Annotated in this window: 15 protein-coding genes; 4 read left to right on the top strand and 11 right to left on the bottom strand. The window is 63.4% G+C overall.

Annotated features, from left to right (window positions below):
- Positions 1–42 precede the first annotated feature (42 nt).
- The 3 genes from GTP69_RS16040 to cysS form a co-directional block, all read right to left on the bottom strand.
- The gene (locus tag GTP69_RS16040) at positions 43–1,017 is read right to left on the bottom strand and encodes an acetyl-CoA carboxylase carboxyltransferase subunit alpha (RefSeq protein WP_161055797.1); all 975 of its coding nucleotides are present in this window, start codon (positions 1,015–1,017) and stop codon (positions 43–45) included.
- A gap of 84 nt (positions 1,018–1,101) precedes the next feature.
- A complete protein-coding gene (locus tag GTP69_RS16035; RefSeq protein ID WP_161055796.1) occupies positions 1,102–1,761 on the bottom strand; it encodes a DNA-3-methyladenine glycosylase family protein in 660 nt (219 codons plus the stop codon).
- 2 nt (positions 1,762–1,763) lie between these two features.
- A complete protein-coding gene (gene cysS / locus GTP69_RS16030; protein ID WP_161055795.1) occupies positions 1,764–3,152 on the bottom strand; it encodes a cysteine--tRNA ligase in 1,389 nt (462 codons plus the stop codon).
- A 222-nt stretch (positions 3,153–3,374) separates the two neighbouring features.
- Here cysS and GTP69_RS16025 point away from each other — a divergent pair, with 222 nt between their 5' ends.
- From GTP69_RS16025 to GTP69_RS16015, 3 genes are read left to right on the top strand one after another with little or no spacing between them, the layout of a single operon-like run.
- Positions 3,375–3,956, top strand: a complete 582-nt coding sequence (locus tag GTP69_RS16025) for a peptidylprolyl isomerase (protein WP_161055794.1) — start codon at positions 3,375–3,377, stop codon at positions 3,954–3,956.
- Positions 3,957–4,000: 44 nt separating this feature from the next.
- Positions 4,001–4,492 (top strand): peptidylprolyl isomerase, encoded by a 492-nt coding sequence (locus tag GTP69_RS16020; RefSeq protein ID WP_161055793.1) that lies wholly within the window; start codon positions 4,001–4,003, stop codon positions 4,490–4,492.
- A 2-nt stretch (positions 4,493–4,494) separates the two neighbouring features.
- A complete protein-coding gene (locus GTP69_RS16015) occupies positions 4,495–5,253 on the top strand; it encodes a UDP-2,3-diacylglucosamine diphosphatase (RefSeq protein ID WP_161055792.1) in 759 nt (252 codons plus the stop codon).
- Here GTP69_RS16015 and GTP69_RS16010 read toward each other — a convergent pair whose 3' ends face one another.
- From GTP69_RS16010 to GTP69_RS16000, 3 genes are all read right to left on the bottom strand, one after another.
- A complete protein-coding gene (locus GTP69_RS16010) occupies positions 5,254–6,003 on the bottom strand; it encodes a tetratricopeptide repeat protein (RefSeq protein ID WP_161055791.1) in 750 nt (249 codons plus the stop codon).
- Positions 6,004–6,056: 53 nt separating this feature from the next.
- Entirely contained in the window at positions 6,057–6,566 is a 510-nt protein-coding gene (locus tag GTP69_RS16005) for a DUF6622 family protein (RefSeq protein ID WP_161055790.1), read from the bottom strand.
- A 134-nt stretch (positions 6,567–6,700) separates the two neighbouring features.
- Positions 6,701–7,270 carry a DUF1439 domain-containing protein gene (locus GTP69_RS16000; protein ID WP_161055789.1) on the bottom strand — a complete coding sequence of 190 codons (570 nt, stop codon included), beginning with the start codon at positions 7,268–7,270 and terminating at the stop codon, positions 6,701–6,703.
- A gap of 37 nt (positions 7,271–7,307) precedes the next feature.
- Between GTP69_RS16000 and GTP69_RS15995 the strand changes: the two genes are divergently transcribed.
- A complete protein-coding gene (locus tag GTP69_RS15995; protein ID WP_161055788.1) occupies positions 7,308–8,018 on the top strand; it encodes a DUF72 domain-containing protein in 711 nt (236 codons plus the stop codon).
- Here GTP69_RS15995 and GTP69_RS15990 read toward each other — a convergent pair.
- The 5 genes from GTP69_RS15990 to GTP69_RS15970 are packed head-to-tail and all read right to left on the bottom strand — an operon-like array spanning position 8,001 to position 13,066.
- The gene (locus tag GTP69_RS15990; RefSeq protein WP_229260977.1) at positions 8,001–9,887 is read right to left on the bottom strand and encodes a hybrid sensor histidine kinase/response regulator; all 1,887 of its coding nucleotides are present in this window, start codon (positions 9,885–9,887) and stop codon (positions 8,001–8,003) included. The genes GTP69_RS15995 and GTP69_RS15990 overlap by 18 nt on opposite strands.
- 14 nt (positions 9,888–9,901) lie before the next feature.
- The gene (locus GTP69_RS15985) at positions 9,902–11,230 is read right to left on the bottom strand and encodes a sensor histidine kinase (protein WP_161055786.1); all 1,329 of its coding nucleotides are present in this window, start codon (positions 11,228–11,230) and stop codon (positions 9,902–9,904) included.
- The gene (locus GTP69_RS15980; protein ID WP_161055785.1) at positions 11,230–12,255 is read right to left on the bottom strand and encodes an ATP-binding SpoIIE family protein phosphatase; all 1,026 of its coding nucleotides are present in this window, start codon (positions 12,253–12,255) and stop codon (positions 11,230–11,232) included. The genes GTP69_RS15985 and GTP69_RS15980 overlap by 1 nt, the downstream gene beginning before the upstream one ends.
- Positions 12,243–12,710 (bottom strand): anti-sigma regulatory factor, encoded by a 468-nt coding sequence (locus tag GTP69_RS15975; RefSeq protein ID WP_229260983.1) that lies wholly within the window; start codon positions 12,708–12,710, stop codon positions 12,243–12,245. The genes GTP69_RS15980 and GTP69_RS15975 overlap by 13 nt, the downstream gene beginning before the upstream one ends.
- Positions 12,710–13,066 carry an STAS domain-containing protein gene (locus GTP69_RS15970; protein ID WP_110848345.1) on the bottom strand — a complete coding sequence of 119 codons (357 nt, stop codon included), beginning with the start codon at positions 13,064–13,066 and terminating at the stop codon, positions 12,710–12,712. Before GTP69_RS15970 ends, GTP69_RS15975 begins: the two co-directional genes overlap by 1 nt.
- Between the last annotated feature and the right edge of the window lies 1 nt (position 13,067).

Here is a 13,067-nt window from a genome sequence, read left to right as displayed (position 1 = left end):
CGGGCGTCGCCCCGGCGTAAGCCGGGGTCCATGCTGAGTAAATTATTCCTGCGGCGTGGTCTCTTTGAACTTACCGTAGCTCATCAGTTTTTCGTGACGGGCTTCCAGCAGGTCTTTGGTTTTCATGCCGTGGAACTGGCGCAGCGAGTCCGCCAGTGCGCGTTTCAGCAGCGTTGCCATCTGTTTCGGATCGCGATGCGCGCCGCCCAGCGGTTCGCTGACGATCTTGTCGATCAGGCCGATCGCTTTCAGACGATGCGCGGTCAGGCCCAGGGCTTCAGCCGCATCGGCCGCGCGTTCCGAGGTCTTCCACAGGATCGAGGCGCAGCCTTCCGGCGAGATCACCGAGTAGGTCGCGTATTGCAGCATGATGACCTGGTCGGCCACGGCAATCGCCAGCGCGCCGCCGGAGCCGCCTTCGCCGATGATGGTGGCGATCAGCGGCACTTTCAGTTCCGCCATCACATACAGGTTGTGGCCGATCGCTTCCGACTGGCCGCGCTCTTCCGCGTCGATGCCCGGGAAGGCGCCCGGCGTATCCACAAACGTAAACACCGGAATGCCGAACTTCTCGGCCAGCTTCATCAGGCGCATGGCCTTGCGGTAGCCTTCCGGCTTCGGCATGCCGAAGTTGCGCAGTGCGCGTTCTTTGGTGTCGCGGCCCTTCTGGTGGCCGATCACCATGCAAGCCTGGCCGTTGAAGCGCGCCAGGCCGCCGACCACCGACAGGTCGTCCGCATAGGTGCGGTCGCCGTGCAGTTCGTGGAAGTCGGTGAAGATTTCGTTGACGTAGTCCATGGTGTATGGACGTTGCGGGTGACGCGCGATCTGCGAAACCTGCCATGGCGTCAGCTTGGCGTAGATGTCTTTGGTCAGTTGCTGGCTCTTTTTGGCCAGACGGTCGATCTCCTCAGAGATATCGACTGCCGAATCGTCCTGGACGAAGCGCAATTCTTCGATCTTGCCGTCGAGTTCAGCAATCGGTTGCTCAAAATTGAGGAAAGTCGTTTTGGTCATTGTACCTCCGTGTTTATTCTCGGCTGCGGCATAGTGGCCCGCTTGTGACGGGCACAAAAAGGCCTCGCGCAGCGATTAGAGTATCTATTCTACAGCAACCGGATCCAAACTACGCCATAAGTACCACGTGGCGACGGTCCGGTACGGCTCCCAGTTGGCCGACACCTCGCGCGCATCGCTGCGCGAGACCGGTTCGCCGGAGAAGTAATTCTGGCTGATGCCCTGGATCAGACCGGGGTCGTCCAGCGGCAAAACGTTGGGGCGCAGCAGATTAAATATCAAAAACATCTCGGCTGTCCAGCGGCCGATGCCGCGGATCTGCACCAGCTCGGCGATCACGGCCTCGTCGTCCATCTGGTCCCACTGGGCCGTATGCACGCGCTTGTTCTTGAAGTGGTCGGCCAGGTCGAGGATGTACTCGGTCTTGCGCTTGGACAGGCCGCAAGCGCTCAACTGCTCGGCGCCGGCCTTGATGATCTGCGCCGGCGAGCATTTCGGGCTGATCACCAGCAGCTTTTTCCAGGCGACATCCGCCACCTTGGCGGTCACCTGCTGGCCGACGATGGAGCGCGCCAAGGTGGTAAACGGGTCGTGGTGGCCCACGAGGTGCAGGTCGCCGAACTGCGGGATGAGCTTGTTCATGATGCGGTCCCGCTTCATCAGCTCGATCTTGGCTTGCTCCCAGTACGGCGGAACGGCCGATACCGGGCTGGCTGCGCCCTCGTTATCCTTGGCGTTGACCATAATTATGCGCGGCGCCAGTTGGTGGTGCCGTCAGGCTTGTCTTCGAGGATCACGCCCTGGGCCAGCAGATCGGCGCGGATCTTGTCCGATTCGGCGAAGTTGCGGGCTTTCTTGGCTTCCGCGCGCTGCACAATGGCGGCCTCGATGGCGCCATCGTCGCCGCCGGCGTCACCCACTGCAGCCTGGCGGAATTGCTGCGCGCTGCGCTGCAACAGGCCGATCACGGCGGCCAATTCTTTCAGCTGGCGTGCCAGCACCGGCGATTTCGACTTGTTCAGCTCGGTCACCAGGTCGAACAGCGCGGCCACGGCCAGCGGCGTGTTGAAGTCGTCGTCCATCGCTTCAGCGAAGCGGGCTGCGTGTTCTTCTTGCCAGTCGAGCGGCTGGCCGTCGCCTTCCACGCCGTCCAGCGCGGTGTACAGGCGGGTCAGCGCGCCACGGGCGTCGTCCAGATGGGCGTCCGAATAGTTCAGCGGGCTGCGGTAGTGGGCGCGCAGGATGAAGAAGCGCACCACTTCGGCGTCGTACTTCTTCAGCACGTCGCGGATGGTGAAGAAGTTGCCCAGCGATTTGGACATTTTCTCGTTATCCACGCGCACGAAACCGTTGTGCACCCAGTAGTTGACCATCTGGTGGCCGAACGCGCCTTCCGACTGCGCGATTTCGTTTTCGTGGTGCGGGAACTGCAAGTCCGCGCCGCCGCCGTGGATGTCGAAATGTTCGCCCAGCAGTGCCGAGCACATGGCCGAGCACTCGATGTGCCAGCCCGGACGGCCCTTGCCCCACTTGGAATTCCACTTGGCCTCTTCCGGCTCGGATTCCTTGGCGGCTTTCCACAGCACGAAGTCGAGCGGATCGCGCTTGCCGGTGTTCACATCGACGCGCTCGCCGGCGCGCAGGTCGTCCAGCGACTTGCCCGACAGGCGGCCATAGTTCGGGAAGTTACGCACCGCATAATTGACGTCGCCATCCTCGCCCTGGTACGCCAGGTCTTTCGACTCCAGCGTCTCGATCAGCGCCAGCATTTGCGGCACATATTCGGTGGCGCGCGGCACCTGCGTCGGCGGCAGGATGCCGAGCGCATTGGTGTCTTCGTCCATGTACTGGGTAAAGCGAGTGGTCAGCTGGGTGATGGTCTCGCCATTTTCCACCGCGCGCTTGATGATCTTGTCGTCGATGTCGGTGATGTTACGGGCGTAAGTGACCTGATAGCCGGAGGCCAGCAGCCAGCGGTACATGACGTCAAACGCCATCATCATGCGGGCGTGGCCGATGTGGCAGTAATCATAGATGGTCATGCCGCAGACGTACATGCGGACTTTGCCCGGCTCGATCGGTACGAAGGTCTGCTTGTCACGTGCCAGCGTGTTGTAAATCTTTAAATTGCTCATCGGACTCTTGCGTTTTGCTGGAGGTCCCGGGCAATACGATGGCCTGGCGCACTGGTGAAACCGCGCGCACCTGTCGTCATCATGTGCCTGGGGGAACCTCGGGAATGTTCTTGTTTCCACCTTCTAAGGGGTAGAATGACCAAAGTATAGCATTGATAAAAACAGCATAGGCCTCATCTGTAATCGGATTTTGCCTATCTAACATTGATAAGAGGAAGCTCGATGCACCAAAAACTGATGACCGCCCTCGTCGGCCTGACCCTGTCCGGCGCCGTGCTGGCCGCCACGCCACAAGTAGAGCTCAAGACCACCATGGGCGATATTGTGCTGGAACTGGACCACGACAAGGCGCCCAAATCAGTCGATAACTTCCTCGCCTACGTTAAATCCGGCTATTACAAGAACACCATTTTCCACCGCGTGATCGACGGCTTCATGATCCAGGGTGGCGGCTACGACGAAAAACTCAAGGGCAAGCCGACCAACAAGGCGATTCCGCTGGAAGCCAGCAACGGCCTGCACAACGTCAAGTACTCGCTGGCAATGGCGCGCATGGGCGATCCCAACTCGGCCACGTCGCAGTGGTTTATCAACGTCGAAGACAATGCGGGACTGGACGCGCCGGGGCCGGATGGCAGCGGCGGCTATGCCGTCTTCGGCAAAGTCATCAAGGGCCAGGAGACCGTCGACAAGATCAAGGCGGTGCTGGTGGATGACAAAGGCATGTTCCAGAACGTGCCGGTAGTACCGGTGGTGGTCAAGTCGGCGACGATTTTGAAGACACCAATCCAGCCAAAACAGTAAAATAGCGGCCTTGCCGATATCATTAACCCATTCAGGATAGCAAAATGACCAAAGTAATCATCAAAACCAATCTGGGCACCATGACCGCCGAACTGGACGCGGAAAAAGCGCCTAAAAGCGTCGCCAACTTCCTGGCCTACATGGAAGCCGGCCACTACAACAACACCATCTTCCACCGCGTGATCGACGGTTTCATGGTCCAGGGCGGCGGTTTTGAGCCAGGCATGAAGCAAAAGCCGGCCGACACCACCGTGGAAAACGAAGCCAAGAACGGCCTGAAAAACGAGCCGTACACGCTGGCCATGGCCCGCACCTCGGCGCCGCACTCGGCATCGGCCCAGTTCTTCATCAACGTGAAAAACAACTCCTTCCTGGACTACCCAGGCCAGGACGGCTGGGGCTACGCCGTGTTCGGCAAAGTAGTTGAAGGCACCGACGTGGTCGACACCATCAAGAAAGTCAAAACCACCCGCAGCGGCATGTTCGCTGACGTGCCGGCAGAAGACGTGATCATCGAAAGCGTCACCCTGGCCTGAGCATGAGTGAAGTCTGCGCGCTGTTCGTCTCCGATCTGCATTTGCAGCCTGCGCATCCCGCGACCAGTACGGCGTTTTTCAGCTTTCTGGAGCGGCATGCGCGGCACGCGCAGCAGTTGTATCTACTCGGCGACCTGTTCGAGTATTGGGCCGGCGATGATGACATCGCCGATCCCTTCCACCAGCAGGTGGTGGCGGCGCTGCGCGCCGTCAGCGATGCCGGCGTGGCGGTCTACTGGATCGCCGGCAACCGCGATTTCCTGGTCGGCGCCCGCTTTGCCGAGGCCGCCAACCTGACCTTGCTGCCGGAAACCTGGGTAGCCGACATCGGCGGCCGGCAGGTGGTGGTGCTGCACGGCGACGCCCAGTGCACCCAAGACATCAAATATATGGAATTCCGCGCCATGGTGCGGCAGCCCGCGTGGCAACAGCAGTTCACCGCCATGCCGCTGGCGCAGCGCAAGGCGATTGTCGAAGGCCTGCGCGCCGACAGCCGCAAGGAACAAAGCGGCAAATCGTATGAAGTGATGGATGTGACGCCCGAGGCGATTACCGAGGTGTTTGCGCAGACTGGCGCCAGTGTCATGATCCACGGCCACACGCACCGCCCCGCCCTGCATCATGTCGGCGACAAGCTGCGTTACGTGCTGCCCGATTGGGAGCCGGATGCAACGCCGCCACGCGGCGGCTGGATCGCCATCGATGTCGATGGCGTCATCACGCGCCACGATCTCAGTGGCGCGGTCATTCTCAACGATTAATCAGCGGATCGAGCCCATCGCCGCGTTCAGGCGGCGCACCAGTTGCTGGTTGAGGTCGCGCGTGTGGCGTGCCCATCGCTCCATGGTGCGTTGCAATTCGGTGTTCAGCTGCCGGGCTTTGTCGGCATCGCCGACGCCGGCCGCCCAGATGGCAAATTCGGCCTGTACCGTAAAGCTGTTGTAGCGGCTCAGCGCAAACTCAAACTCTTCCCGCGCCTCATCCTGACGGCCCGCTGCGGCCAGCGCCTGCGCCAGCAGCAACGACACTTGCTCAGGACGGAACTTGTCATCGCTGCTGCGGATGGTTTGCAGATGCGCCACCGCTGCTGCCGCCCGGCCGCTGGCCAGCGTGGCGCGCGCGGCGCCGTAGCGAATTTCCAGGTCACCCGAGAACGGACCGCTGAGGCAAGCCTCGTAAGTCGCGGCCGCTTCTTCAGCGTTGCCGGCTTCCAGCTGGGCGCTGGCCAGCCGCATCTGATTCTGCGCAGTCGGCGTGAACTCGTAGGCGTCGCGCGCCTCGCGCAGTTCGCGACCCGGGTCCAACGTCTTGGCGGCGGCGCTGACCGCCTTGCGGGCGCCGTGCTGCAACTTCGAATTCGGCAGGTAGATGGCGAAGAAATACACCACACTGCCCAAGCCGGGGAACAGGAACAGAATCATTACCCAGTACAGCTGCTGCCCGCTGCGAATGGCATGGATGGCGAAGAAGATCGCCACCAGCACATGCAAACCGATACCAAAAATAGTCATACACGACCTCTACAAGCTTGAGAACGACCGATTGTAGAGGCATCTGCTCCGCATCACAAGGCAGCGACTGCCACCGGCTGACGCTGCCAGGCTGCGGCGTAGCGGGCCAGGCGGCCGAGGAACAGGCCGTTAAACACGCCATACAGCAGAGCGACGGAGGCGGCAAACGGCACGCTATGCGGTAATTCAGGGTGCATGGCCGACATCACAGCCACGGCGTATTTTGTGGCAAAAATCGCAACCATCAGCACCAGCGGCATCCAACTGCCACGCTGCACGATGGTGCCAGCGGCGCGGTTGACCACGATTTCGCCGCTGGAGAGCTGCCAGATCGCCGCTGCCGATGCTGCAACGCCCAAGGCCCACAGTGCCCATACGCCGTCGCCCAGCGGGCCGCTGCTGCTGATGCTGGTCACCGCCAGCCCCACCATCACCAGCGGGATCAGCGCCACTTTGCGCAGCGAGGCTTCACGGTCCTGGCTGGCCAGCCAGCCGCGGTAGATCAGGAAGGCCAGCAGGGCCCAAACGTAGACAGGGGTGTGGGAAACGACTTGCTGAATCATGGTGAGCTCCGTGAAGTAAGTTAAGTGGCTGGGTTGATGTAGCCACTATGCGCTGAAGCTCAGCGCCACGGATCGCCATGCGACGAAATGCGCCGGACCGGCGCGAAATGCAACCGGCCGGCGCGAAATACTCCCTATTGTGCCGGCTGCAACCGGGCCACCAAGCCGCCGGGACGGGTATCGATGCCGGTCAGCACGAACTGCACGCCGGCATAGCGCAAATCTTCCGGACGGAAGGTGTGCAGCGGCACATCGCGGATCACCTTGTCGCTGAGCAGGTTGGCCACGCTGGCGAGTTGCGCCTGCTTGCCCTCGTCCATGTTATCGACGATGAAGCGGTCGACATGGGCGTCGGCAATGTAAATCGCGTTGTGCGGGCTATCCACCCGCAGGCGGCCGGAGATCAGCATGCTGCCATGCCAGGACTGGCGCGCCAGCAGCGGCGACACGCCCAGGTCGACCGACAGCGACACCCGGTCGTTTTCCGCCAGCACCGCCAGGCGCGGATGGCTCAGCTCCACCTCGAACACGCCCAGCACGCGCTGATGCATGGGGAATTTGCGATCCAGGCTGGTTTGCAGACGCTCTTGCGGCAACTCGACCTCGCGCGGACCGATCAGGGTGGCGCAGGCGGTCACCAGGCCGGCCAAAAATACAGCCAACCACAGTGGCGCGGCGATTTTGGCGATGCGTTTAAGATCCATCGGGACATCTTTCAAAAATACGGAATCTGCGCATTATATGACTCTCACGCGATTGGGTTGCGCCGGTTGGAGCATCAGCCGCGACGCCGCCCCCTCCTTCGCCGGTCCCGGCAGCCATCTGGAACGCTACGCCGCCGTGTTCAACGCGGTGGAAATCAACTCCTCGTTTTACCGTCCGCATCAGCCGCAGACTTACGCGCGCTGGGCCGACAGCGTGCCGGCCGATTTCCGTTTCGCCGTCAAGCTGCCGCGCACCATCACGCACGACCGCCGGCTGAAGGACATCGACGCCACGCTGGCCCAGTTCGCCGCCGAAACCGGCACGCTGGGCGACAAGCTCGGTTGCGTGCTGGTGCAACTGCCGCCCAGCCTGGCGCTGGACGCGGCTGTGGCCGATGAGTTCCTGCAACGCCTGCGCGGCCATTTCGACGGCATGCTGGCCTGCGAGGCGCGCCACGCCAGCTGGTTCAGCGACGACGCCAGCGCGCTGCTGCAACGCCACCGCATCACCCGCGTGATCGCCGATCCGCCGGCCGGCCAGCCGGGACCATACGTGCCGACCACTGACGACGCCTACGTTCGCCTGCACGGCAGCCCACGCATCTATTATTCATCGTATGACGAGGCCTATCTGGCCAGCGTGGCCAAATGGCTGGCCGAACGCGATGCCTGGTGCATCTTCGACAATACCGCGTCCGGCGCCGCCATCCTCAACGCCTTGCAGCTGCGCTCAACGCTGGGGCTGTAGCGCCTGCTCAAGGTCGTCGAACCTGGCTGGCTTGACCAGGTGGTAGTCGAAGCCCGCTGCGCGGCTGCGCTCGCGGTCCTGGTCGGAACCATAGCCGGTATGGGCGATCAGCCGCGTGTGCGCGAAGGCCGGCTCGGCCCGCAACATGCGCGCCAGCGTGTAGCCGTCGATGCCCGGCAGGCCGAGGTCGAGCACGATGGTTTCCGGCTGGTGCGCGCGGGCCAGCGTCAGCGCGTCCTCGGCGTTGTTGGCGGTGACCACGTTGTGCCCCATCATCTTCAACAGCTCGGCCATGATGCTGACCGAGTCGACATTGTCGTCCACCAGCAGCAGACGCAGGCTGCCCGGCACGGCCGGTTCCACAACGGCAGCAGGCACCACCACCGCCGGCAGTTGCAACGGGAACTCCAGCACAAAGGTGCTGCCTTTGCCGATGCCGTCGCTATAGGCTTCCACCCGGCCGCCATGCATGTCCACCAGCTTGGACACCAGCGACAGGCCGATGCCGAGGCCGTCGTGCATGCGGTCGCGGGTCGAGGCGCCCTGCGTGAACATGCCAAAGATGCGCGCCAGGTTATACGAGGTGATGCCGATGCCGTTGTCGCCCACCGCGATGCGGATGCGGTCGGTCTGCGGCAGCGTCACGGTCAGCGTAATCTCGCCGCCGGGGTCGGTGAACTTGGCGGCGTTGTGCAGCAGGTTGCCGAGGATCTGCGACAGCCGCACCGGATCGCCATGCAGCCACACCGGTTGCGGCGGCACATCGACGCGCAGTTTATGGCCGCGCGATTCGATCAGCGCCTTGACCGTTTCGACGGCCGGCTCGATCACCGCATGCAGTTCCACATCCTGCTGCCGCAGAGTCAGCTTGCCTTGCGAGATGCGCGCCACGTCCAGCAAATCATCCACCAGATGGGTCAGGTGACCGACCTGACGCAGGATCACGTCGCGCGCGCGCTGGTGCACCTCGGCTTGCGTGGCCGGCACCGTGTTCATCAGCGTGACGGCGTTGCGGATCGGGCTCAGTGGATTGCGCAGCTCGTGCGCCAGCGTGGCCAGGAAATCATTCTTGTGTTCGTCCGCCTGGCGCAGCAGCGCCTCCATGCTCTTGCGCTCGCTGATGTCGCTGCTGATGCGGGCCACGCGATACGGTTGCTGCTGGTCGTCGCGCACCAGGAAGGCACGGTCGCGCACCCAGCGCACCGCGCCTTCCTCGCCCAGCCGGAATTCCTGGTCGTAATGACCCTGGCTGAGGAAAGCCTGCCAGTCGGCCTGCACCACCTGGCGGTCGTCTGGATGGACCGCTTCCAGCCAGTCATCCGGCGCCTGCTGCAGCTGCGTCAGCGAACGGCCGAACAGGCGCTCGTAGGCCGGGCTGGCGTACAGCAGTTGCTGGTCGCTGATGTTGAACATCCAGAACACATCCTCGATGTTTTCGGTCAGCTGGCGGAAACGTTCTTCGCTGTTGCGCAGGTCGGCCTGCGTGCGTTGCAGCCGCAGCAAAGCGTTGACGTTGGCGATCAGTTCGTCGGCTTCGATCGGCGCCGCCAGGTAATTGTCGGCGCCGCCGTCCAGGCCGCGGATCTTGTCGTCGCGGCCGATCAGCGCGGCCGAGGTTTGCAGCACCAGCACCGTGCAGGTGGCCACGTCGGCCTTGATGCGGCGGCACACTTCGATGCCGCTGATGTCGGGCAGCTTGACGTCCAGCAGCACCAGCGCCGGCGCCTGCTTGCGCGCCATGTCCAGCGCGTCGGTGCCGTTGGCCGCTTCGATCACGCGGAAGCCGGCGCTCAGCAGGATGCGCGTCTTGACGTAACGCGCGCCGTCGTTATCGTCCACATTCAGTATCAGGATAGAGCTGTTGTCCATGACGGTATCCTTGTTCATGGGGAGGCGACTGGCAGCCGCAGATAAAACGTCGAACCGCTGCCTTCGGCACTGGAAACATCCACCGTGCCGCCCAGCAGCGTGGCCAGCTTGCGGCACAGCGGCAGGCCCAGTCCGGTGCCCTTGGCGCGCCGTTGCAGCGGGTGCGCGATCTGGCTGAATTCTTCAAAAATCAGTTGCTGGTTTTCAGGACTGATGCCGATGCCGCTGTCGGTCACGGCAAAGGTCACGCTGTTTTCGCCCTCGTCCAGCAGCTGCACCACCACTTGCCCTTCCTCGGTGAACTTGAGGGCGTTGGAAATGAAGTTGCGCAGGATTTGCGTCAGCTTGCCTTCGTCCGACGTCAGCGCCAGCGGCGGCGGGTCCACAAACACCAGCTCGACCGGCGCGTTGCGGGTCAGCGGCCGCAGCATGCCCTTGAGTGCGCTGAACATTTCGCCGATCTGGATCGGCGCCATCGTCACTTCGACCTTGCCGGCTTCGATCTTGGCCAGGTCCAGCAGGTCATTCACCAGTTCCGACAGGTCGCCGGCGGCGCTGGCGATAAAGGCCACCTGGCGTTCCTGTTCTTCCGTCAGCGGGCCGTCCATACGGTCCAGCAGCAGCTTGGTCAGCGCCCGGATCGAGCTCAGCGGCGTGCGCAGCTCGTGGCTGGTGTTGGACAGGAAACGCGATTTCATTTCGTCGGCCTTGCGCAAGCGCTCGGCCTTTTCTTCGATTTCGGCATACAGCGCCACCACACCGCGGTTGGTGTCTTCCAGTTCGCGCGTCAGCGCCAGCAAGTCGTCCTGGCGCTCGCGCAGTTCGGCCAGCGCCTGCGCCAGCTCGCGGTTTTGCTGCTCGATTTCCGAATAGGTGCTTTGGATCGGCGTCGCCACCAGTTGCGCGCTGACCTGCGCCAGGTCCACCGAGACGCGGCCCGGCTGCGCCGGCAAGCTCTTGTTCATCTCCACCTTCAGCTCCAGCGGCGTAGCGCTGATGATGGTGCAGTCGTCCATCAACCGTTGGGCCGTTACCCGCGCGGCTTCCAGCTGCGGCGTCGCCGCCTCGCCTTCGACGGCGGCTTGCGGGCGCTCGGCGCCTTCGGCACTGATGATCACCTTCAGTTGCGCCGGTTGCTCCCGCACGTTGACGGCGAAGGTGGCGCGGCCGCCCTCCAGCCGGCCGTAGGCGCAGCGCGCCACTTCCGACACTGCCGTGGCGATGCGCACCTGGTCCTGCACGCCGAAATTGAGCAGGCCGGCGACCTGGCGCGCGCGCTGGCGCACCGCCACCAGGTCCGGCGTGCTGCCTATGTTCACCTGCAATATGCGCACAAACGACATCACACGTTCTCCAAAGTCCTGACCACCAGTACGCTGGCGTCGTCGCGCCCCCGGCTGTGGTCGCGCAGCAGCACGCCGGCAATCAGTGCCGGTTCGCGTGTCGCCAGGCCGGGATACGCCGCCAGGTCCCACTGGGTGGTAATGCCGTCGCTGGCCAGCACCACCAGCGCGCCGGCCGGACAGGCGAACACCAACTCGTTCACCTTGCGCATATTGTGGCCGACGATGCCGTTATGCGACATCAGTTGCCGCCGCGCGCCATCATCGATGATGCTGGCGCCGATGTTGCCGACGCCGGCAAAACGCAACTGCTGCTGCGCCAGGTCCAGCTCGGCGATGGCCAGTGCCGCGCCACGCGTCGGCCGCAATGCCTGGTGGCATTCCTCCATCAACCGCTGCGGCGCCTGGCCGGAATCGGCCTGCAACACCTTCACCGCCGCCGTCGATGCCTTGGCCGCTTCCACACCATGGCCGAGGCCGTCGGCCATCAGCAAGACCAGACGGCCGTGCTGCTGCGCAACCGCCCAGGCGTCGCCACAGGCCGTCTCGCCGGCCAGGGGCAGGCAAACACCACCGCAGTGAACCGGCTGCGCCGCAGCCGCCGCATCCACCCACAGCCGCGCAAACAGCGCCGTGCCCTTGCCCAGGGGCGCGTAGACATCCAACTGGTCGGCCAGCCGGCGCATCGCGCCCAGGCCAGTGCCGGCGGTGCCGGTACTGGACACCCCGTCCAGCATGGCCTGCGCCAGATTGCCGATGCCGGGACCGTTATCCAGCGCCAGCACCTCGATACAGCGTTGGCCGCCATGCACGGCCATCGTCACCCGCAGCCGGCCTTCGCCGGCGTGCTTGATGATGTTGCTGGCGGCCTCGGTAATAATGATCGCCAACTGGCCGGCGCGCGTCTCCCCCATGCCCAGTTGCTCGGCCAGGGTCTGACCGCTGCGCCGGGCGGCGCCGACATCGCTGGCGTGGCTGATGGTGATCCATTCAGCGGGCGCCAGCGAACTACTTAGATTTTCCATTTAATAATCGCTACTGCAGTGCCCTCGCTGGGGCGTGAATCAATCAGAAAATCATCGACCAGGCGCTTGGTGCCGCCCAGTCCAAGACCAAGGCCGCCGCCGCTGGTGTAGCCGTCGCGCAGCGCCAGTTCGATGTCGGCGATGCCGGGGCCGGTGTCGGCAAACACCAGCCGCAGCCCGTTGCGCAGGCCGTCGATCAGGCGTTCCAGCACCACCACGCCGCCACCGCCGTACTTGATGGTGTTGCGCGCCAGCTCGCTGGCGGCGGTCACCAGCTTGGTCTGCTCCACCAGGCTCAGTTTCAACTCCAGGGCGTGCTCGCGCACCGCCTTGCGCACCGCCACCACGTGTTCGTCGGTTTCCAGCGGCAGCACCTGGTGCAGCCTGGCCTGACTGGCATACTGCGTCAGCAACGGCGAGTGGTAGCGGCTGATATCGGGCGAGGCGAGGCTCATCACGCGTAGTTCTTTCCTAGCAGCTGCATGCCCTTTTCGACATTCAGCGCAGTTTTCACGCCCGGCAGCGTCAGGCCGAGTTCCACCAGCGTAATCGCCACCGCCGGCTGCATGCCGACCAGCACCGTCTGGGCGTCGAGCACGCGCGCCATGGCGGCGGTGTTGCTGATCATGCGGCCGATGAACGAGTCCACCAGGTCCAGCGCGGAAATGTCGATCAGCACGCCCTTGGCGTTGTCGCGGACGATGCGTTCGGTCAGGTCATCCTGCAGGGTCAGGGCCAGGCTGTCATGCATGTCCACCTGGATGGTCACCAGCAGCAGGTCGCCAATCCGCAAAATAGGAATCCGTTCCATG

This window comes from Duganella levis (assembly GCF_009857605.1).
GTDB lineage: Bacteria > Pseudomonadota > Gammaproteobacteria > Burkholderiales > Burkholderiaceae_D > Rugamonas > Rugamonas levis.
This window is presented reverse-complemented; position numbering and strand designations above follow the sequence as displayed.